This is a genomic window from Vibrio tubiashii ATCC 19109 (assembly GCF_000772105.1).
Taxonomy (GTDB): Bacteria; Pseudomonadota; Gammaproteobacteria; order Enterobacterales; family Vibrionaceae; genus Vibrio; species Vibrio tubiashii.
On the sequence record NZ_CP009355.1, the window covers coordinates 1357945 to 1379779 of the forward strand.

Consider the following 21835-nt stretch of genomic DNA (forward strand, 5'->3'; position numbering starts at 1 on the left):
TACTACTGTGGGCATGCCTCTAGCTTTGGTGATTTAAAACGCTCTCGAATCGATTGGAACACCACGAAGAAGATACATGCAGCAATACAACCGAGGAAAGTCGCGGTAACAATACCGCCAAACGATGCCCAGCCGAGTGCTTGTTGTGCACCGCTACCAATCGCGTCGGCCATCATCAATGGAACCAAACCTACCGCAAAAGAGAACGCTGTCATAAATACTGCTCTTGCACGTAAGCGCATTGCTTCAACGGCTGCGGTCTTCAATGGTAAGCCTTGAACTTCACGCAACTCTTTGGCGTACTCGACAATCAAGATTGCATTTCGAACCGCCATACCAACCAGTAGCACGGCTGAGAGTTGAGTAAATATCGTCACCTCAGCGCCAAGCAATGATACTCCTCCAATAATGCCAATCACCGCTGTTGGAACCATTGCCATGATCGCTGCCGGTATTAACCAGCTCTCATATTGTCCGGCCAGTACTAAATATGTAATCAACAATGCTAGAGCGAGGATAACCACCGCTTGGCTGCCGGCCTCAATCTCCTCTTTGGCAGTACCAGTGAACTCAATGGAGTAACCTTCTGGAAGATCGAGAGCTTGCAAATCCGCGATAACTGCACCCGTTGAGCTTGATGGTAGAACATCAATCGATACCGACTGCATCGCGTTGTATCGGTTGATAAAGTTCGGTACCTTCACTTCTTCAATAGAGAACAGCTCATTGGCAGGACGACTCTGACCATTTCCATAATTGATGTAGACATTGTTCAATGCTTTTTCATTCAATCTATGCTCTGGGCTGTTTTGCATCATCACCTTGTAGTTTCTACCGTTAAGGTTGAACGTATTCACATACTGACCGCCAAAGTGAGCTTGCATACCATCAACTAAATCTGCGTAGCTAATGCCATATTCCAACATACGCTTACGGTCAATGTTTAGCTTGATAGACGGCTTGTTCACCGCGAACTGTGTCATCGCAACGGATACCGATTCCATCTCATTCAACTTTGATAAAATCGCTTGAGTGTCTTGGTTCAACTCTTCAGGAGAACGCCCTTTTTGGTCAACCAGAACAAAGTTCACACCATCGACCATACCAAGTTCAGGGATCACTGGCGGCTTGAATGCAAAGCCCTCAATCTCCATCTCTTGAAGCACTTCATTGGCTTTGTTGGTGATCTCTTCATCAGAGAGTTCACGCTCATCAATCGAATCTAGGTTTAGCAGAATCAAGAAGCTGCTCATATCTGCGTTACCATTGAGAAGGTTGAAGCCAGAAGCTGCGATAGAGTTTTTCACACCATCGATCTTTTGTAGCTCCTCAACAGCAGCTAGGGTATAACGATCTGTCACTTTGAGTGCGGTACCCGGCTCGAACCCACCCACAACAAACACGGCACTGGTATCTTCTGCTGGCAACATACCTTGAGGTAGTTCTTGCCCCTGCTCAACAGCCAACCAAACGCCACCGCCCAATAGGAGTAAAGAGATAAGAGGGAAGCGAACAAAGCATTTGGTTAAGAATGTGAATGAAGAAATCTTGTAGCCGATCATCTTCTCGACGCTTTGAGCCAATTTGCCTTTCTTCGGTGGTTTCATAAATAGAGCACACAAAGCCGGAGTTAGACTCAGAGCAACAACCGTTGACACTAGCACTGAAACACTCAGCACGATGCCAAACTCACTGTAGATAATACCTGTCATGCCACTCATAAAGATCGTAGGAGCAAACACAGAAAGAAGTACCAAAGCAGATGCGATGATCGGAGCGACCACTTTATCAAGAGCCAGTTCAACCGCCTCTTTTACCGCGATGTTAGGGTTGTTATGGAACTCATGTTCTGCCGCTTCAATCACAATGATGGCAGCATCTACCACAATACCGATGGCCATGACCAAGCCCAACATAGAGATGATGTTAATGTCGATACCCAAAGCGTACATGAAAGTGAAGGTACCAATAAGAGAAACAGGAATGGCAGTGACCGTAATCATGGTTAAACGTAGCGACTGCATGAAGATGAGTGTCACCGAGCCCACAATCAAAACGGCAAGCAACAAGGTTTCTAATACGTTATCGATCGCACCGTGAACAAAGCTCGTCGCGTCATAGACATACTCAATTTGATACTCGGTTGGTAGCTCTTTCAATAGGTCTGCTACTGCTGAGCCAACCTCAACAGCATTGGCATCTGGCGTTTTGTAGATAAATACCACCGAACCGTCATTGACTCCAGAGTAAGCATTTGCGGTGTATACCTCTGCGCCTAACTCAATTTTCGCGACATCTTTAAGGAACACTTTTCTCTGAAGAGCGCTACCACGCACAACGATATTCTCAAACTGCTCTTGAGTGGTAAGGCCGCCATCGACAGTTAAGGGATACTCAAGCAAGTCACCCACTAACGAACCCGCTGGGCTGATCTTGTTTTGAGTTGCGATAGCTTGCTGAATAGCATCAACATCAACAGAAAACTGGCGCATTTTATTGGGGTCTAACCATATACGCATCGCGTATTTTTTCTCACCCAAAACATCGATTTTCGACACACCAGAGATACGTTGCAGCGCCTCTTTAAACTCACCGCCCGCGAATGAACTGATCTCTGTATCGGTGGCTTGTCCTTTAGGATCTTGGATAGAAAGACCAATCAGCATGCCGTTCGACAGCTTTTCTACTTTCACACCATTGCGCATGACATCACCAGGCAACTCCGGTAACGCGAGATTCACCCTGTTCTGCACTAACGTCACCGCGTTATCAGCATCGGTGCCATTCTCAAACACAATCTCCAAAGAATAGGTGCCATCGGCACTAGAAGTGGACTTCATGTACTGCATACCAGCTACACCATTTACCTGCTTTTCTATTTCAGGTGCGACTGTCTTGGTGAGTACTTCTGCTGTCGCCCCATCCATCCAGGTATCAACGGCTATAGTCAGCGGCGCAACATCTGGGTATCTCCCCATAGGAGAGAGATACGCAGACACAATGCCGGCTATAGAGATGAATATGGAGATGACAATGGCAAGTTTTGGTCTTCGAATAAAGAACTTAAACATTTGGAACCCCTCGCTATCGATAGTTAGTACTGCAACGTTAAGCGATGGCAAGCAATAATACGATTTAGGTACTATTAACAATTCCGATAGGTCAAAGTTAAGCTTTATTCAACACCATAGAAGAAGAAACCAATAGATAAGTGATAAGCAACGCAATGAGCATTTCAGGCAAGACCCACCCAGGCACAAGAATCATCGGGCCTAATGCCGCACCAAAAGTTTGAGCTGCTAGCGTATAACGCACCACTACCCCACCATTTTTTCCACTCACAATAGTTCCCATCACAAGAGGGACGATCAAGTTCCAAAGCAACTGGAAAAAGAAGGTAGCGATAGTGAAAATGTAACGTTCCTGCCCCGTGAGCATTAAGGAAACCACCAAACATTGTAATCCAATGGCGAAAGGCAAAATCCATTTTTTACGCGAATAAACAGGAGCTAATGTTGCCAGCATCGCTCCCCCAATACTAAACAGGGTTCCGACAGAAAAGAGTAGCCCCTGTTCATCTAGGGTGATGTGGTGTTTTGATGCGGCGGAACCGAGCGTTGACCATACTGCAGAGTGAGTAAGAATCACCATGGCTATCGCACTCAAGCTAATAAAAACCGTATTGTAGTCAACATCGATATCTTTCTGTTCTTCGCCAGCCGAGAAGCTAGGTAACGAGCTCTGTAGGGACGTCAAACCAACCAAGGCGCCTAGGGCTATAAACATCACACTGGAATCGGTACCCTCAATTAAAAACGGCAACAATAAAAACATTCCCGCTGTCGCCGTCATCTGAATAGCTATTGCTCTACCAAACGCTGCATCTGGGTGTTTATCGGCGCTGAGTACTTCATAACACCTAACAATAACGAGACCAGCGCAAATACCCGCAAGGCCACGAACTAGGAAGAACAGAGGTAAAGCCGTGATATAGGCGCTAGCTAAATTGCAGAAACAGAGTAAGCACAACACTATGCGGTCATTAAACGCTACGCCCTTCCTCAATAGTAGAACGTTCAATCCACATGCGACCGCGAAGCCCATCAACTCAACGGTGGCTAATGCATTGACGAGTTTAGAAGAGAGTGCAAAATGCTGGGCGATAGCATTAAGGTAAGAAGGGAGGATCGAAAAAACGCTCGCAGCAATGGCAAGCTTAAAACTTGCAGATAACCAATACGGCATAGCGCCCCTTCTAAAATAAACATTTCTTTAACAATACACGATTCGAATTCCGTTCGTAACAAAGTTAATCATCTATCTAATAACCTAATAGCTACTCATTTCTACATACTGACAGCGTGCTTCAAGATCGGGTTTAGAAAAGAACCCTCACCAACACAAAGGTAACCCCATGAAGCACAGCAAAAAGCTAAGGTGGCTAGCAACCAGCCTAATGATAGTAATACCGAGCGCTAATGCAGCGTGGTTTGGCATTCTTGGCATCGAAGGCGCGAAAACCGTCCGTTCGGATTCCAAACATGACACATTCCAGACTGAAACAATATTGCAGGGGGCAGGATTGGATCTCGGCGGTCTCACGGTCGACAATATTACCGCTGCGAAATGGAACAAAGATGGAAAAATCACTGTCGCCAGAAATTGGAGTTATGGCTACTGGAATGATCACCATGGCCTATCACTTGATCTCATCAAGGGTGACTTTCTTGGTGCAGGTCCGTCTATCGGTTCCATTGGTTATGCCTACAAAGATTGCTGGGATAACTTCTGTTTAAGAGTTAACCCAGCTATTGCTTATCTCTCAAACAAGTCTGCCACCACAGGTAGTAGAGTCGAAGACCAAGGTTTTCAACTAAATACTAAGATGGATTACCGAGTAACTGACCGTCTTAGCTTCGGATTCCACCCTCAGTATGCAGGATGGCTATCGGATGAAAATGGTGGCACGCTAAAGCTAGACTTCAATGTAGGCTTAGATATTACAGGCTCTGGGGACCACAAACTGATGTTAGTCCATGAGCGGTTTGCCGTTAACAATAGAAGCACCGGAATGAAAACGCGCTTTGTTGGTGAAGGTGACCCGATAGCGGGCTATGTCGCTGGTACAGAATCAACCGTAAAACTACGTTACGTCTACAAGTTCTAAGTTCCTCACTCGAATCATACAATGGCTAAGGATAGCCCTTTGTTTAACAAATTGATTTCACAACAACAAAAGTTATCGTATTGTTATCACTTATAAAGTTTGACTCTAATTATATAAATCAAAATAAGCTAGTATTTAAAGCATAAAGCAGTACTTTAAGGCTGAGGTTGAATAGCTTGAATAGAGAGCAAAGAAAATCATGATTGTTACGACGGAAAGATTGCAATACCTGTGGGCCGTTGCTGAAACAGGCTCATTTTCTGCTGCTGGTCGAAAGCTTGGAGTATCCGCGGCTGCAGTGCAACAATCCATTCAAGCATTTGAGTTTGACCTTGAAGCCGAGCTATTTGAACGTCATTCCGGGAAAAAGCCGACCTTATCTTTATTAGGACGCCAAATTTATCTACAAGCGTTAGAAATAATCCCCAAGCTTGAAGGAATTGAAAAACAGGCGCAGGCCGTCAGCTCAGGTGAAGAGCCACAGCTACGCGTTGCCCTGCACGGTATGGTGATGTTTGACTACTTCACACAGGTATTCGTCGAGTTTAAACACAAGTATCCGACCGTAGAATTAGTGTTACTAGATAGCGAACAAGCGGCGTTAACCTGCGATCGTGTTCGTTTGAATGCAGGTAAGCATATCCAGCCTGCCGATATCACTCTGACATTAGGGCGTTTGCGCAGTAACCATGGCGGTGAAGAAGCTATGGTTGATCGTATTCAATGGTGTATTGCAGTCGCGCCTTCGCACCCATTGGCAAAAGTTCGCGGTCAGTTAACTCTCGCAGATCTCCAACCGCATGCGCAGCTCTTTCCGTTACCAGGTCTAGTTAGCACTGAAGAGCTCATAGAAGGCATTCGCTTGGGGCCAAACCTCATTCACTATTCAAGCTTCTATCAGTTACGTGAACTGTTAATTGCTGGTGTCGGTTACGCATTCTATCCGCGTCAATTGGCGACGCCTTTGGTTGAACAAGACTTGTTAACCTTACTGGATCTGGATTTCGATGATGGGAAAATGAACTGGGCCGTGGAGCTTGCTTGGAGTCATGAACTAGGACCAGCAGGACGTTGGTTAGTCGATAAAATAATCGAGGCTAAGCCATCGAACTCATGATTCGAGCAGGCTTCAGCTTACAATAGTGAAGAGAGGCGCTTTGCTCTCAAGTTTACAAATTACATTCTTATACAACTAAAATAGTAATATATATAAACAATAAAGGACTAATAGATGAGCAATGGTCAACGCGATATTACGTTACGTTTTCTAGCAGAACCGGGAGACGTAAACTTTGGGGGGAAAGTCCACGGCGGCGCTGTGATGAAGTGGATCGACTTGGCAGCCTACGCCAACGCGGCGGCGTGGAGTGGCAAATACTGTATTACCGCCTATGCAGGTGGGATTCGCTTTGTGGCACCGATTCACGTCGGTAACCTTGTCGAAGTAAGTGCTAAGGTCATCTATACCGGAAGGAGCTCAATGCATATCGCCATTGATGTTCAAGCAAGTGATCCAAAAGAGATGAACAATCGCTTAACGACTCACTGCATTGTCATTATGGTTGCGGTCGATGAGAACGGCACCCCGACCTCTGTTCCAGAGTGGATTCCAGAAACGCCAGAAGATATTGAATTACGCGACTCAGCAATCCGTCTAATGAACATGCGTAAAGAGATTGGAGAAGAAATGGAAGCGCACGTTAAGTATCTAAAATAGTGAGCTTTCTGCCAAATTGGAGGCCAAGTGCCTCCATTTAAGAATTAGTCACCGTAACGCCACATTTCTGTCATTTTTCCTTCATCTTGATTTGATTAAATCCGCTGACTAAATCAAACATTGCGTATGAAGGAACGTCTCTTGGAACTCAACGAAACCACTTTGAGTGAAACTACATTGTCAAACTTGAAAGCTGTTGAGTACCAGTGGGTTCGTACCATGTATGTTGAAGGCTATGGTGAAGATGAGATCAATCACTATATCCGCACCTGCTTCGGTGGCGACGATACCTTTGCAGACTTATTTCGAAAAGTCGCCCTCTCTCAAGAAAGCATCTATGTGCTTCTGCAATATCTTGGCTGTGCGCCTTCTAGTCGAGAGCTGTAGCTAAAACATCGTGTTGCTTCCCGCAAGTTAATGCAACAAACACCACTGTTGCAATTCAGAACTTATACCTAGTCGCACCAACTCATCCCGTTGATTTCAATCCAATCTAGGCACTTTATACTGGCTCTGTCTTAGCGTTATTCAGGCATAAAAAAACCCGGGACAAAGCCGGGTTATGGTTACAAAAACTGTTAGTAGTGAAATAGTAAGGAATCTAGCTAACAGCCAGCTATGCGTAACGCCAGTTCTGCTCTCGACTTAACTGATCGGCGGCCAAACCAAAAGTGTTAAGCTGAGAAACAAAATGGGCGACCTTGCGGTCGCCCTTATCGTTCTTATTAACCTTTCACACCACCAGCGGTCAATCCTCCGACCAACCAGCGCTGTGCAAGCAAGAATACGATGGTTATTGGTAATGCAGACAATACTGCTGCTGCTGCAAAGTCACCCCATAGATAGTTCTGAGGGTATAGATACTGCTGCATACCAACCGCTAATGTATATGAGTTTACATCAGAAAGTAGTAAAGATGCTACTGGAACTTCACCCACCACACCGATGAACGACAGAATGAACACAACAGCAAGGATAGGCACTGACAATGGTAGTAGTACCAATCTGAATGCTTGCCAAGGCGTCGCGCCATCTAGTGCTGCTGCCTCTTCTAGTGAATTATCAATCGTTTCAAAGTAGCCTTTAATCGTCCATACGTGAAGTGCGATCCCCCCCAAGTAAGAGAAAATCAGACCGCCATGCGTATTCAAACCAAGGAACGGAATGTACTGACCTAGCTTATCGAATAGGGCATAAAGTGCTACGAGCGCTAGAACCGCAGGGAACATTTGGAAAATCATCATCGCTTTAAGGATGGTGTCTTTACCTTTGAAGCGCATGCGAGCAAACGCGTATGCAGAAGTCGTAGACAGCGCAACAATAAGAATCGAGCTAATGCCTGCCACTTTCACTGAGTTCCATAACCAAGTTAATACAGGGAATGGCGGCGGCGTTACACTGCCATCTGCGTTAGTCACCGAAAATCCAAGAGCCAGTTTCCAGTGCTCTAATGACGGATTATCAGGAATAATGCTACCCGTTGCGAAGTTACCTTCACGGAACGAAATTGCGATTACCATCAACAGTGGGAAGATGATTGACGCTAGGAACACCCACATAGCAATATGCGTTGCCCATACACGGTATTTAAGTGATTTACCTTGTACCATTGCCATTGGAATCTCTCCTTAATCCTGAGACAGCTTAGTGAAACGTAGGTTGATTAGGGCAAGCGCACCAACCAATAGGAAGATAAGCGTTGCAATCGCACTTGCTAGACCGAAGTCTTGGCCACCAGCACCTTCAAACGCAATGCGGTAGGTGTAGCTTACAAGTAGGTCTGTGTAACCTGCTGGCTCGGAAGTACCAATCATGTTTGGACCACCTTGAGTCAGAAGCTGAATCAATACGAAGTTGTTAAAGTTGAATGCGAAACTTGCGATAAGCAGCGGTGTAAGCGGCTTAATCATCAAAGGCATGGTGATCTTGCGGAAGTTGTCGATGAAGTTCGCACCATCGATGGCAGATGCTTCATACAAATCTTCTGGAATCGCTTTTAGCAGACCCATACACAGAATCATCATGTAAGGGAAACCTAGCCATACGTTGACAATCAACACCATACTCTTAGCCATGATTGGGTCAGAGAACCAAGCTGGGCTAATGCCAAATAGTGCCTCTAGCATCATGTTGATCTCACCAAAGCTCTGGTTAAACAAACCTTTGAAGATCAGAATCGAGATAAACGCAGGAACCGCATAAGGAAGAATTAGTAGCACTCGGTAAATCGCACGACCTTTCAGCTCTTCCCACTGCACAACACTCGCAAGTACCAGACCGATTACAACGGTTAAACCAACAGTTAATGCAGAGAATAGTACCGTCCAGATAAAGATGCTGATAAATGGTTCTTTAATGCCATCATCTTTCCACACACGCTCAAAGTTGTGGGTACCGATATCAACGATAAAGCCAGGTGAAACGGTTGAGCCAACAAACTGACCCTGTTCGTCGACTGGTTGATAGAAGCCTACTTCCATATTAGGACGCAAGTATTCTTGAGTACGATTGTTAAAGATCGTCTCACCGTCATCTTGAAGAGTGTATAGAGGAACAACCGCAGCGAACTTACGTAGACCGCTCATGCGAATGTCTTCACCCGACGGCAGGTGCAGATCTAAGCCACCTAGCGCACTTTTGTTTTTGATGATGGTTTTGATTTTTTCTTTCTCGCCCGCTACAGAGTCGACTGGAGCTAAGTCCATATCTGACGCAGATAGAGTGGCAAGGTTGAAAGTATCGGTTGCTAGCAGTTGATCGCCTTTCTTAACAGCAAGGCGGTGGCCATTATCTGTTTTGTACAGAGTAAATGGGTAGCTATCGCCGCTTTGGAAAGTACGGTCCATTAAGACCGACTGAGCACGTTCAAAGGAAAGTTGGTTTTTCGCACTGTAGTTTGTGAAGGCAAGACCGACGGTATACGCAAGTGGGAACAGGATGAACAGAATCATGCCCGCAATGCCAGGGTAGATGTAACGGTGTGCGTAGGTCTTTTTACTACCGAAAATAAATAACGCGAGTGCGGTTAAGATTAGGGTCAGAATGGCAAAAGCCATCTCACCGCGAGAATACATAAGAATTGTGGCGTATCCATTAATGATACCCACAGAGCCCAGTAAGCCCCATTTAATGAATACACTTTTACTTGATGGCAAGCTCGTTGTTGTAGACGCCATCGCATCTGTACCTTGAACTGACTGCATAAAAGAACCTGCTAGCGATAATAAAACTTGAAAATGAAGGAGGGGTTACCCCCTCCTTAAAAGGGTAGAACTTAATTATTTAGTCATTTGTTTTTCTGCATCTGCAAGTGCTGCATCTACAGTTTGACGACCATCAACGATGTTGATGATTGCGTTTTTCGCGCTGCCCCAGAACGCGTTCATCTGAGGGATGTTTGGCATGATTTCGCCGTTCATCGCGTTATCCATTGTTGCTGCAATGCGCTTGTCTGCATCTAGCTCACGTTGGAAAGAGTTAAGCGCTACTGCACCTAGTGGCTTGTCATCGTTAACTTTGCGTAGACCGTCGTTAGTCAGTAGGTAGTTCTCGATGAACTCAACCGCTAGATCTTTGTTTGGAGAAGCTGTGCTGATACCCGCCGTTAGTACTCCAACGAATGGCTTAGAAGACTGACCGTTAAACTTAGGTAGAGTTGTTACACCGTAGTTGATACCAGATTTCTCAATGTTACCCCATGCCCAAGGGCCGTTGATTGTCATCGCAGTCTTACCTTGGTTGAACGCAGACTCAGAAACTGAGTAGTCCATGTCTGAAGAGATAACGCCTTTATCAACTAGACCTTTCACAAAGTTCATTGCATCTTTAACGCCGTCGTTTGCGATACCCGCATCTTTCACGTCGTAACCTGCTGCGCCGTATTTGAACGCGTAACCACCGTCAGCTGCCATTAGCGGCCAAGTGAAGTACGGTTCTTTTAGGTTCCACATGATTGCAGATTTACCGTCTTTCTTAAGCTGCGCGTCTAGCTCAGCAACTTCTTCCCAGCTCTTAGGTGGATTAGGCACTAGATCTTTGTTGTAGATTAGCGATAGAGATTCTACTGCTACTGGGTAACCGATAATTTTGCCATCGTATTTAACTGCGTCCCATGCGAAGTCTACAATGCCTTCTTTGATTTCTGCAGATGGCTTGATCTCAGCTAGAAGACCTGCTTCAGCGTAACCACCAAAACGGTCGTGAGCCCAGAACACAATATCAGGACCGTCACCAGTCGCTGCTGTTTGAGGGAATTTGTCTTGAAGCGCATCAGGGTGAGCAACTGTCACTTTAATACCTGTGTCTTCTTCAAATTGTTTACCTACTTCAGCAAGTCCGTTGTAGCCTTTATCGCCGTTGATCCAGATAGTTAATTGACCTTCTTCGATAGCAGCATTTGCACCAAAAGAGCCAAGAGCAACAAGTGTTCCTAGTGCTACTGTGCTTAGGGCATTTTTCATGTTCATATCCTTTTTATATTTGTGTTGTAGGGCTCCACCAGAGGTTTCGCCGTATTTCAGCACTTATTTTCAGCCAAACTGACAAAAGGCTCATCCTCCTACTCCCTACGCCCTCGCTATTATGGACTATTTTCGTGATCATCATCGTTACAGGTTGGTGACCAAAGTCTCAAAACAATCTCTTTGTGTGATCGATTTCAATGTAATCAAACGGAAATATTTGAACTCCGTCTCGCTACGCCTTCTGCGCCCTTTGGTACCTCCTCCCCTCCTACTACCCCTACAAAAAATCGGATTAGGAGGATGTAGCAGAGGGGTGAAAACAGCAAACTACAGCCATCCAAGAGTGGATGGTAAGAACCCTTTCCAGTAACACGTGTTTCATGGTGACTGGTTACAATGCCGCTAGGGTTTGCAAATGAGTGCACAAGTCACGTAGGTATTCAGGAAACTGATTCGTTCGGGGGAGAAGCTTGTGTCACACGGGGGAAAGCAAACCTGAATTTGGCTTGGTGGGTGATGTGAGGAACTCCTTCACCCATATTTTCTTACATTCTGTTATATAGAATCCATTCCTTACCAAATTCCTACTATTATTGCCTGCTCCATAATTCATATAATGATAGGCAGTAAAATATAAAAAATTGATCGAGGGCGAGCTAGATGGCGAGTGTCACGTTAAAAAATGTATGTAAAGCTTACGGTGACGTACTAATTTCCAAGAATGTTGATTTAGAAATCAAAGAAGGTGAGTTTGTTGTCTTTGTTGGTCCATCAGGTTGTGGTAAATCAACACTATTACGTTGTATTGCAGGCCTAGAAGACATCACATCCGGTGATCTCTACATTGGTGATGAGCACATGAATGACGTCGAGCCATCCAAACGTGGTGTTGGTATGGTGTTCCAATCTTACGCTCTTTACCCTCACTTAAACCTATACGACAACATGTCTTTTGGCCTTAAGCTGGCAAAAGCCGACAAAGGTGAAATCAGTAAGCGTGTTGAACATGCCGCTGAAATCCTACAATTGAGCCACCTTCTTGAGCGCCAACCTAAAGCGCTATCGGGTGGTCAGCGTCAGCGTGTTGCAATTGGTCGTACGCTGGTTTCACAACCAAATGTGTTCCTACTGGATGAGCCGCTATCCAACCTTGATGCCGCACTTCGTGTACAAATGCGTTCTGAAATCACTAAGCTTCAGCGCAAGCTTGGCTGTACCATGATTTATGTAACGCACGACCAAGTTGAAGCCATGACCATGGCAGATAAGATCGTTGTACTAGACGCAGGATTTGTCTCTCAAGTTGGTCGCCCACTAGAGCTTTACCACTACCCAGAGAACCGTTTTGTCGCTGGTTTCATTGGCTCACCAAAAATGAACTTTATGAGTGTCTTCATTGAAGCGGCTGAGAAAGATCGTGTCATGGTTCAGCTTGCGAATGGCACTGCGTTTTGGATTCCAGTTGATGGAACAACGGTTACTCGCGGTGAACGTATGTCGCTAGGTATTCGTCCAGAGCACTTGCTACCAGCAAACGAAGGTGATGCGACTATTGAAGGTGAAGTTAACATCGTTGAAAAACTAGGCAATGAAACTCAAGCCTACTTACACATCGATGCAGCCGATGCCGATATGATTTACCGCCAACCTGACACGCTAGATGTCGAACCAGGCGATAAACTGTCTGTTGGTATCCCAGCGCACCGTTGTCACCTATTCCACAGCGATGGCAAAGCATGCCGCCGTCTGTACAAAGAAGCGGGTGTTGATTTCGAATAACCGCTAACTCTGAGACAAAAAGCTCCTTTGATAGGAGCTTTTTTATTGCTCGTTTATCTCTCTTGTAACACTAACTGGTCGCTTGCCATCACACGCGCCCTTTTCAAGATCATAGAGTGGGTTACTTCCATGCAGACTCCAACGATGATCTTCCCTTGCTAGTTTCCGATACTGGGTAGGAGTCACCCCTATGTAAGTCTGGAACGTCTCATAGAATCGACTGCTTGAATTGAATCCCACTGTCAGCGCAATATCTAAGATGGTTCTATCCGTATCGCTTAGCAGTGCTCTTGCGTGATTGATCCGCATCGCTGTAATGTACTGCTTAATCGTCATCTGCATCGTGCGCTGAAAGACATTCATTGCATAGTTGGCATGTAAACCGACATGCTCTGCAATTTTTTTGGTGGTCAACGGCATATTGTGGTGGGTCGCAATAAACTCGAGCATTTGACTGACATAAAATTGTGAATGTTTTGATACCCCTTTTTTCGCCGACCTGTCGGCTTGGGTTGAAACCAACTGCTTCCAACCATCAACGCAAACTCGACGCAGCATCAACCCAATTTCATCAACGGCAAGCTGTTGACGACTTTCGGAATCATCACTCATTTCCCTAGCCCATCTAGCCAATTCAAATTCACTCACCAACGATGTAGAGTCTGACTGTAAGACGCACCCATGGGTAATTTGATTAACAAGATCTCGGCTTAAAGGCCAAGACATAAACTGATGAATAGGAATATTGATAATACCCATATTGTGGCTTTTTCCCGGTTCAGTCAGGCGATGAGGAACAGAAGCCCAAAACAGCCCTACCGCCCCGTTTTCGATGACAATTGGCGTACCATTAACGATGTACTCGACATCGTCGCCAAATGGGATGTTTACCTCAACCTGTCCATGCCAATGATAACCAGGCATGGAATGGGGAGCTCGCGCTTCAACGTCGATCTTTTCATACGATGAATACAACGAAAGCGGGCTGACAAGTACACTGTCATTTGAGTACTCATTTTGCGTAACAAGATGCGTCGCTTCAGTTTCTCGTTTATTCATCATTGATTCCGTTAAAAATGGGATAACGTAGTTTTGCAAATCTCAAACCACATTACTCAGACCTAGCTCATACCAAACCATACTCATCACACGCTGTGATGCCCTCGCTCATTGATATTCTGAATGCCGACATAATCCATCCCGCTTTGTATTCAATATCTCCCAAAAACTAAGATCTTCACTACTGCAATTAAAAATATTAGAAAATAGGAGTTTGCGGTTTTTAAGTGAGACGAATCGTCACAACATACTCGGGTAATGTTGACTCATCCAACCCAATACGTGATAGATGAGGAAAAAGATAATGAATACCCCGAAGATCACCTTCATCGGTGCAGGTTCGACCATTTTTGTTAAGAACATTCTTGGTGACGTATTCCACAAACCAGCCTTAAAGAATGCCCATATTGCACTCATGGACATTGACGGGACGCGTTTAGAAGAATCTTACCTAGTAGTGAGTAAACTGATGCAGTCTGCAGGTGCAACTGGCTCAATTAGCTGCCACTTGGACCAAAGAGAAGCAATGGAAAGTGCCGACTTTGTCGTCATCGCCTTTCAAATTGGAGGCTATGAACCATGTACTGTGACCGATTTTGAAGTGTGTAAACGACACGGATTGGAGCAGACCATCGCCGATACTCTCGGTCCGGGCGGCATCATGCGTTCTTTGCGTACAATTCCACACCTATGGAAAGTTTGTGAAGACATGAGCGAAGTGTGCCCTAATGCCACGATGCTTAACTACGTCAATCCTATGGCGATGAATACCTGGGCCATGTACGAGAAATACCCAAACATCAAACAGGTAGGTTTATGCCATTCTGTACAAGGCACGGCAGAAGAGCTGGCCCGCGATCTTAACCTCGACTACAAAGACCTACGTTACACCTGCGCGGGCATCAATCATATGGCCTACTACTTAACCCTAGAGAAGAAGACAGAACAGGGTGACTATGTCGATATTTACCCAGATCTACTCACTGCTTTTGAGAGTGGTCAAGCGCCTAAACCTGGTCTTCATCACAATGGTCGCTGCACCAACCTAGTTAGATACGAAATGTTTAAGAAGCTCGGTTATTTTGTCACTGAATCTTCTGAACATTTCTCTGAATACACCCCATATTTTATTAAGCCAAACCGCCCAGATTTGATTGAACGTTATAAAGTACCACTCGACGAATACCCAAAACGTTGTGTAGAACAAATTGCTGATTGGAAACAAGATCTAGAAGCCTTTAAGAATGCTGATGAGATTACCGTCAATGAATCTCACGAGTATGCCAGCACGATCATGAATTCCATTTGGACCGGAACGCCAAGTGTAATCTATGGCAATGTGAAAAATGAGGCTCTTATCGATAACTTGCCACAAGGCTGCTGTGTTGAGGTTGCCTGTCTGGTCGATGCTAATGGTGTTCAACCAATCAAAGCGGGCCGACTGCCTAACCATCTAGCCGCATTAATGCAGACCAACATTAATGTGCAGACACTACTGACAGAAGCGATTTTAACTGAAAACCGTGAGCGAATTTATCATGCGGCTATGCTCGACCCACACACAGCAGCTGTCTTGGGGCTAGAAGAGATTTACGCCTTAGTGGACGATCTGATTGAAGCGCACCGCGGTTGGTTACCAGATTGGGTCCATCCAAAAGTCTAACTAAAAATAACAACAGACAATTCTGATAACAAAATAACGTGAACAATATACGCCTCCTACCAAGGAGGCGTAAGGAGCACCCATGAGCATTTCAATGAACACAAAGCTGAGTTACGGCTTTGGGGCATTTGGTAAGGATTTTGCCATTACCATTGTCTATATGTACCTGATGTTTTACTACACGGATGTAGTTGGTATCTCTGCGGCAACAGTGGGGACCATCTTCCTCGTCGCACGAATATGGGATGCGGTCAATGACCCGATTATGGGTTGGATCGTCAACAATACTCGTAGCCGCTGGGGCAAATTTAAACCTTGGATATTAGTTGGTACGATTACCAACTCGATTGTGCTGTTTATGCTGTTTAGCGCCCATCATATCGAAGGCCCATGGCTTATTGCTTATGCCGCCGTCACTTACATTTTATGGGGGATGACCTACACTTTGATGGACATTCCGTTCTGGTCGTTAGTCCCTACTCTGACACTAGACAAACGAGAACGTGAAGATCTCGTCCCTTACCCTAGATTTTTCGCAAGCCTCGCATGGCTTGTTACCGCGGCCATTGCAATGCCGTTCGTTAATTATGTGGGAGGCGACGACAAGGGTTATGGCTTCCAAGTGTTTACTTTACTGCTTATTGGCTGCTTTGTTGTCTCAACTTACATCACGTTAAGAAACGTTAAAGAGCGCTATTCGACCAACAAACTCGACAGTAGTAAGCCCGAAGAGAAAGTAACACTGAACAAACTTCTTAAGCTTATCTACAAGAACGACCAGCTAACCAGTGTCTTGTGTATGGCGCTGTCTTACAACCTTGCCACCAACATCATCACCGCGTTTGCTGTTTACTACTTTACTTATGTCGTCGGCAACGAAGACCTCTTCCCTTACTACATGGCATACGCTGGTATTGCTAACCTAATCACACTAGTTCTATTCCCTAAACTCGCCCAAATGTTTTCTCGCCGAACCCTGTGGGCGTGCGCTTCAAGTTTGCCAATTTTAGGTAGTGCGGTGCTTATCTATGTAGGTATGTACGATAAACAAAGCATTTTGTTGATATCCGCCGCTGGCGTTCTGCTACAAATCGGAACGGCACTGTTTTGGGTACTGAACGTTATCATGGTAGCCGACACCGTAGACTACGGTGAATACAAGCTCGGCCAACGTTGTGAAAGTATCGCTTACTCTGTTCAAACTCTGGTTGTAAAAGCAGGCTCGGCTTTCGCCGCTTTCTTTATCGGTATTGCACTTACTGCTGTCGACTATGTTCCTAACGTCGTGCAAAGCCCAGAAACCGTGTTTGGCATGCAATGCATCATGGTCGGTTTACCCGCCTTCTTTTTTGCTATTGCATTGGTTGTTTACTTCCGCTTCTACAAGCTCAATGGTAAGTATCACCAGAATATCCAAGACCAACTCACCGAAAAGTACCAACATGTTACAGATGGTGAATCAGAGTTAAATGGCAAGCCAAGGGCCACCAACCCTGCTCAAGCTACATAGCTGTATAGCGGGCACTGCCCGCTTTTTTATGCGCAACCTTCCCTACATCCAATAAATCAATAACGAGAAGATTATGAAACGGAACCTATTAGCCTGCGCTATCGTCGGTACGATCGCTGCGTCGGGCGTTACTTATGCCAAACACAATGACAACCTCATAACAAATCCTAGCTTTGAAAATAAAGGGCTAGGCTGGGATTACTGGTTTGCCAATATCAAGAATGATTCAGCATACCAAGGTGAATACCGTGGCAGAATCGCGACAGGTACAACACATAGCATCAGCCAAACCGTAACCATTACTGAAACTGGTTATTATGACTTATCTGCTTATGTTGTCAGTCCTTCTTCAGATGCGTCTTTAATCATCACTAATCTCTATGACGAAGTCTTGTTTAGCAAGCCGGTAAAAAAGAGTAAAAAATATAAGCTAAATACACTTAAACATATTGCACTAGAGAAAGGTGAACAGATTAAAATCTCAGTTACAGGGTCTGATAAAGGGGGCGTGAGTGTCGACAATGTGAGCTTAGCTAAAAACCATAAAAGCAAGCCATTGAGCTTCAATCAAATCATCCAGTTCAATGCAGAAGAACAGTCTGGCCTAACGAACATCAATCGAGAAAATCAGCGCGTTGAGTTTCAAGTGCCATACGGCACAGATTTAACTCAAGTGACCATTGGCAACCTTAAAATATCAGACGCTAGCGCAACCTCAATCAATGAAGGAGACGTACTCGACTTTACTCATCCAATTACAGTCAAGTTAACCGCTAATGACCATAAACCAGAGCACTGGACACTCATCGCTAGAGAACAACCTAAGCAGCTAGTTGTGACCTCTTCGAACGTAAAACTACAAGACTCATTTTCGTGGGCAATGGATAAAACCGATCGGTTTGTCATGACAGGTCACCACGATCTAGTGAACCGAGATGAGAACAATAACGATGGAACGGGAACTGCCGATTACATCCCCTCATATTGGGCGGGATATTTTGACCGAACGGCTTTTTATTCACGCGATTTCCTGCATCAGGCAAGTGGCGCTAAGCTGGCAGGTCTAGACGCAGAGAACTTCTCGATGTTTAAAACCTTCGCTAAGCACTCCACAGAATCAAGAAAGTGGTACACGCTTTGGGCAGTGAACTTTGATGGCACACCTCATACGATCGACTATGTCGACGATTCTTGGTTTGTTAGAGAAGTTCCGGCCCAATTTGAATTTGTCGAAAAAGCGTGGCAGCAGTATCTATGGACCGGAGACAAGCGCTATATTGAAGATGCAGACCTTTGGCAATTCTATACAAAGTTGCTGACTGACTATATCGCTCTTCACGACGACCAAGATCCAAATGGTATCGCAGAGGGTTATGGCGGTATATTCGAAGGCTCAGCAACCTACAATGAACGTGGTGAATTTCCAATTGAAGCGGGCGACGCCATTGGCTCTCAGTATCAAGCGACTCTCGCCTACTCTAAAATGCTTGAAGCTCGTCAAGATTACAGTCAAGCCGCTGTTTGGAATGAGAAAGCACGACAGCTCAAAGATTTCTTTAATCACGAGTGGAGTATCGCAGACCCTAATGACCCGCTCGGAAACTATGTAAACATAGTACAAAAAGACGGTTTGCGTCTTAACGACTTTGGCAAAGAAAACAGCTGGTTTATGCCGATGAAACGCGTTACCAATCCGGGTGAGCGCAATGATAAATATCTCGATTTCATTGCCCAAAAGCTCGGTGATGGTATTGGATCGACTCCTGAAGCACCGAACAACATTGAAGCCTATACCTATATCCCTGAAACTTACTTCCCTTACAATCGTAACGAAGAAGCTTGGAAGTGGATGCAATACATCATGGACAAAAAAGACGAACCCCATGAGCGCCCTACTCAAGGAACCAATGGTGATTATCCTGAGCTATCTTTCACTTTTATTTCCAACACCATCGAAGGACTAATGGGCATTAAGCCTAATGCTTCTGAAGATCGTATCATTACGGCTTCACACCTAACTAATGACATTGAGTGGTTAGAGGCAAAACACTTAATCATGGGCGAACATGAGCTTACCGTGCGACATGAAGGGGTGAATAAAACGAGCTTGACCAACAACTCAACTCACTCCCTTGAGTGGGAAGCTTGGTTCTACGGTGAGTACCCGTCGCTAATAGTGGATGGACAATCAACCACGGCTAGCCACAAACAAATCAACGGACAACTGGTCAGTTACGTCATTGTGAATGTTGAAGGTCAGCAGCAGCGAACCGTGTCGAAGTAACAACCGCCATGAGGCTCTCTCGTTATAGAGAGCCTCATTTTTCATATAGGCTATTCTTTTTTGTCACCACTGCCACTCCGTTTAAACAGTCCTTCCATTAACTCCATTGGCAGTGGGAAAGCGATGGTAGAGCTTTTCTCTCCGGCAATCTCCGTCAGGGTTTGCAAGTAACGCAATAGCATCGCATTGGGTTGAGTCGCCATTTTACTTGCTGCTTCAACAAGCTTTTCAGATGCCTCCATTTCACCAGACGCGTGTATCACTTTCGCCCTTCGAGAGCGCTCTGCTTCCGCTTGTTTGGCAATCGCGCGAATCATACTTTCATTAAGATCCACGTGCTTGATTTCGACATCCGACACCTTAATTCCCCAACCATCCGAACGAGCATCAAGAATCGTCTGGATATCTGTATTGAGCATCTCTCGATTGGCAAGCATCTCATCGAGTTCATGCTGCCCTAATACAGAACGTAAGGTCGTTTGCGCCAATTGAGACGTTGCCGCTAAATAATCCTCTACGTTGATGATTGCTTTTTGTGCATCGACCACTCGAAAATAAATAACTGCATTGACTCTAACCGATACGTTGTCACGACTAATGACATCTTGACTCGGTACGTCCATCACCACTGTTCGCATATCGACTTTGACGATCTGTTGAATCATGGGAATAACAATGATCAAACCCGGCCCCTTGACCATTTGAAAACGCCCGAGGAAAAAGATGACCCCGCGCTCATATTCCCGCAACACGTGGAACATGCTGAATGCAATCAAAAGTACCAACACGACAATCAGCACTGGGGTCAGCATGCCACTAGTGATTATTTGTTCCATCATAGCCACTTCCTTGCTGTTTACTAATTTTCAAACTCAGACCATCAATGGCCTCGACTATGACAATATCTCCACGAGAGAAACTGTCATCACCATGCGCAGCCCAGCGCTCACCCGCTATATGCACATAACCTTCCGCGGTAAAGCTCTTTTCGACAACCGCTTGCTGACCAATCAGGTATTCAGCTCCACTCACCACCTGACTTTGTCTAAGCTGCAATACTCTGCGTAATACAAACACAACAAACGCTGCTGATAGCACCGCTATGGAATAGATAAGATTTAACGAAACTTGTAGCTCTGGTAGATCACTCTCAATGAGGAATATCGAACCTAAGACGAAAGCAATGACACCACCAAAGCCTAAAATGCCAAAACTTGGTATGAGCGATTCAGCCACCAAAAGACCTATGCCTAGTAGAATTAAACCCATTCCAACGTAGTTCACTGGCAGCATCTGAAAAGCATAAGTCGCAATCAGAAGACAAATCGCACCGACGACACCCGCGACGCCAAACCCAGGGCTATAGAACTCTAGCAACAAGCCATAGATACCGATCATCATTAAGATATACGCGATATTCGGATCGGTAATAGTTGAGAGAAACTGATGACGCCAATCCGGTGTCTTATACTCGACCTTTGCTTCTGCAGTTGCTAACGGTGTGCTTGTATCATTTAGGCTAACAGTTAGCCCATCCGATTGGATAAGGAGTTGTTCAGGCGTATCCGCAATGAGATTGATAACATTTTTCTCTAACGCTTCACTCGATGAAAGTGTGGCGGCTTCTCTAACCGCTTTTTCCGCCCATTCTGCATTCCTACCTCGTAGCTGCGCCAGCGATCGTATATAAGCAATAGAATCATTAAGCATTTTCTTTTCCATTGCCGACGGCTGGTTTGGCGCCTCATCGGATTTTTCTGGGCTTGCCCCACCAATGCTTACCGGAGTCGCCGCTCCCAATGTCGTCGCAGGTGCCATTGCTGCAATATGGCAAGCATACAGAATAAATGTACCGGCACTGGCAGCGCGTGCACCTTGAGGGTAGACCAAACACAAAATAGGAACTTTTGAGGCGAGGATCGATTGGTTGATCTCTCTAAGGCTGCTGACTAGGCCACCGGGAGTATCGATTGTCAGCACCAGAGCGGAGATATTCGGGGTTTGGTTTGCTAACGTAATTTCTTCAATCACGTAGTCCCCCACAGCAGGGCCGATTGCTCCGCTGATATTGATAACAGGAACCACCTTGGCCGTACTAGACGCCGGCTCACTTGAGCTAAAAACAGATGGTCCTGACAAAAATACAAAGCAAAATAAAAGTGCTTTGACAATCCGTAAGGGCATCTGACTTTC

At 45.4% G+C, this 21835-nt stretch carries 16 protein-coding genes; 8 read left to right on the plus strand and 8 right to left on the minus strand.

Annotation, left to right across the window (positions count from 1 at the left end):
* Positions 1–2 precede the first annotated feature (2 nt).
* Together IX91_RS21305 and IX91_RS21310 are read right to left on the minus strand one after the other, a co-directional pair.
* A complete protein-coding gene (locus IX91_RS21305) occupies positions 3–3071 on the minus strand; it encodes an efflux RND transporter permease subunit (RefSeq protein WP_004744601.1) in 3069 nt (1022 codons plus the stop codon).
* A 97-nt stretch (positions 3072–3168) separates the two neighbouring features.
* Positions 3169–4245: a hypothetical protein gene (locus tag IX91_RS21310; protein WP_004744600.1), complete on the minus strand. Its 1077-nt coding sequence runs from the start codon at positions 4243–4245 to the stop codon at positions 3169–3171.
* A gap of 169 nt (positions 4246–4414) precedes the next feature.
* Here IX91_RS21310 and IX91_RS21315 point away from each other — a divergent pair, with 169 nt between their 5' ends.
* From IX91_RS21315 to IX91_RS21330, 4 genes are all read left to right on the plus strand, one after another.
* The gene (locus IX91_RS21315; protein WP_004744599.1) at positions 4415–5167 is read left to right on the plus strand and encodes a hypothetical protein; all 753 of its coding nucleotides are present in this window, start codon (positions 4415–4417) and stop codon (positions 5165–5167) included.
* A 199-nt stretch (positions 5168–5366) separates the two neighbouring features.
* The gene (locus IX91_RS21320) at positions 5367–6284 is read left to right on the plus strand and encodes a LysR family transcriptional regulator (RefSeq protein WP_004744598.1); all 918 of its coding nucleotides are present in this window, start codon (positions 5367–5369) and stop codon (positions 6282–6284) included.
* A 114-nt stretch (positions 6285–6398) separates the two neighbouring features.
* A complete protein-coding gene (locus IX91_RS21325) occupies positions 6399–6884 on the plus strand; it encodes an acyl-CoA thioesterase (protein ID WP_004744597.1) in 486 nt (161 codons plus the stop codon).
* A gap of 141 nt (positions 6885–7025) precedes the next feature.
* Positions 7026–7271, plus strand: coding sequence for a hypothetical protein (locus tag IX91_RS21330; RefSeq protein ID WP_004744596.1), 246 nt, complete (start codon positions 7026–7028; stop codon positions 7269–7271).
* A 338-nt stretch (positions 7272–7609) separates the two neighbouring features.
* Here IX91_RS21330 and malG read toward each other — a convergent pair whose 3' ends face one another.
* The 3 genes from malG to malE form a co-directional block, all read right to left on the minus strand.
* Positions 7610–8500, minus strand: coding sequence for a maltose ABC transporter permease MalG (gene malG / locus IX91_RS21335; protein ID WP_004744595.1), 891 nt, complete (start codon positions 8498–8500; stop codon positions 7610–7612).
* 12 nt (positions 8501–8512) lie between these two features.
* Positions 8513–10087: a maltose ABC transporter permease MalF gene (malF, locus tag IX91_RS21340; RefSeq protein ID WP_004744594.1), complete on the minus strand. Its 1575-nt coding sequence runs from the start codon at positions 10085–10087 to the stop codon at positions 8513–8515.
* 75 nt (positions 10088–10162) lie between these two features.
* Positions 10163–11344, minus strand: a complete 1182-nt coding sequence (gene malE / locus IX91_RS21345) for a maltose/maltodextrin ABC transporter substrate-binding protein MalE (protein ID WP_038197783.1) — start codon at positions 11342–11344, stop codon at positions 10163–10165.
* Between the two features lie 663 nt (positions 11345–12007).
* On the opposite strand from malE, the gene malK reads away from it, so the two are divergent.
* The gene (gene malK, locus IX91_RS21350; protein WP_004744592.1) at positions 12008–13126 is read left to right on the plus strand and encodes a maltose/maltodextrin ABC transporter ATP-binding protein MalK; all 1119 of its coding nucleotides are present in this window, start codon (positions 12008–12010) and stop codon (positions 13124–13126) included.
* A 42-nt stretch (positions 13127–13168) separates the two neighbouring features.
* Here malK and melR read toward each other — a convergent pair whose 3' ends face one another.
* Entirely contained in the window at positions 13169–14185 is a 1017-nt protein-coding gene (melR, locus tag IX91_RS21355; protein ID WP_004744591.1) for a transcriptional regulator MelR, read from the minus strand.
* 304 nt (positions 14186–14489) lie between these two features.
* Between melR and melA the strand changes: the two genes are divergently transcribed.
* The 3 genes from melA to IX91_RS21370 all read left to right on the plus strand — a co-directional run bounded on the left by melA (position 14490) and on the right by IX91_RS21370 (position 19642).
* Positions 14490–15848: an alpha-glucosidase/alpha-galactosidase gene (melA, locus tag IX91_RS21360; RefSeq protein WP_004744590.1), complete on the plus strand. Its 1359-nt coding sequence runs from the start codon at positions 14490–14492 to the stop codon at positions 15846–15848.
* Between the two features lie 82 nt (positions 15849–15930).
* Positions 15931–17358: a melibiose:sodium transporter MelB gene (gene melB, locus IX91_RS21365; RefSeq protein ID WP_004744589.1), complete on the plus strand. Its 1428-nt coding sequence runs from the start codon at positions 15931–15933 to the stop codon at positions 17356–17358.
* A 73-nt stretch (positions 17359–17431) separates the two neighbouring features.
* Positions 17432–19642, plus strand: a complete 2211-nt coding sequence (locus IX91_RS21370) for a hypothetical protein (RefSeq protein WP_004744588.1) — start codon at positions 17432–17434, stop codon at positions 19640–19642.
* A 50-nt stretch (positions 19643–19692) separates the two neighbouring features.
* Here IX91_RS21370 and IX91_RS21375 read toward each other — a convergent pair whose 3' ends face one another.
* The gene (locus IX91_RS21375; protein WP_004744587.1) at positions 19693–20481 is read right to left on the minus strand and encodes a slipin family protein; all 789 of its coding nucleotides are present in this window, start codon (positions 20479–20481) and stop codon (positions 19693–19695) included.
* Positions 20459–21826: an NfeD family protein gene (locus IX91_RS21380; RefSeq protein ID WP_004744586.1), complete on the minus strand. Its 1368-nt coding sequence runs from the start codon at positions 21824–21826 to the stop codon at positions 20459–20461. Before IX91_RS21380 ends, IX91_RS21375 begins: the two co-directional genes overlap by 23 nt.
* Positions 21827–21835 lie beyond the last annotated feature (9 nt).

Coding starts and splice junctions, on each gene's coding strand:
- IX91_RS21305 (WP_004744601.1), bottom strand. CDS start 3,071: ATGTTTAAGTTCTTTATTCGAAGACCAAAACTTGCCATTGTCATCTCC.
- IX91_RS21310 (WP_004744600.1), bottom strand. CDS start 4,245: ATGCCGTATTGGTTATCTGCAAGTTTTAAGCTTGCCATTGCTGCGAGC.
- IX91_RS21315 (WP_004744599.1), top strand. CDS start 4,415: ATGAAGCACAGCAAAAAGCTAAGGTGGCTAGCAACCAGCCTAATGATA.
- IX91_RS21320 (WP_004744598.1), top strand. CDS start 5,367: ATGATTGTTACGACGGAAAGATTGCAATACCTGTGGGCCGTTGCTGAA.
- IX91_RS21325 (WP_004744597.1), top strand. CDS start 6,399: ATGAGCAATGGTCAACGCGATATTACGTTACGTTTTCTAGCAGAACCG.
- malG (WP_004744595.1), bottom strand. CDS start 8,500: ATGGCAATGGTACAAGGTAAATCACTTAAATACCGTGTATGGGCAACG.
- malF (WP_004744594.1), bottom strand. CDS start 10,087: ATGCAGTCAGTTCAAGGTACAGATGCGATGGCGTCTACAACAACGAGC.
- malE (WP_038197783.1), bottom strand. CDS start 11,344: ATGAAAAATGCCCTAAGCACAGTAGCACTAGGAACACTTGTTGCTCTT.
- malK (WP_004744592.1), top strand. CDS start 12,008: ATGGCGAGTGTCACGTTAAAAAATGTATGTAAAGCTTACGGTGACGTA.
- melR (WP_004744591.1), bottom strand. CDS start 14,185: ATGAATAAACGAGAAACTGAAGCGACGCATCTTGTTACGCAAAATGAG.
- melA (WP_004744590.1), top strand. CDS start 14,490: ATGAATACCCCGAAGATCACCTTCATCGGTGCAGGTTCGACCATTTTT.
- melB (WP_004744589.1), top strand. CDS start 15,931: ATGAGCATTTCAATGAACACAAAGCTGAGTTACGGCTTTGGGGCATTT.
- IX91_RS21370 (WP_004744588.1), top strand. CDS start 17,432: ATGAAACGGAACCTATTAGCCTGCGCTATCGTCGGTACGATCGCTGCG.
- IX91_RS21375 (WP_004744587.1), bottom strand. CDS start 20,481: ATGATGGAACAAATAATCACTAGTGGCATGCTGACCCCAGTGCTGATT.
- IX91_RS21380 (WP_004744586.1), bottom strand. CDS start 21,826: ATGCCCTTACGGATTGTCAAAGCACTTTTATTTTGCTTTGTATTTTTG.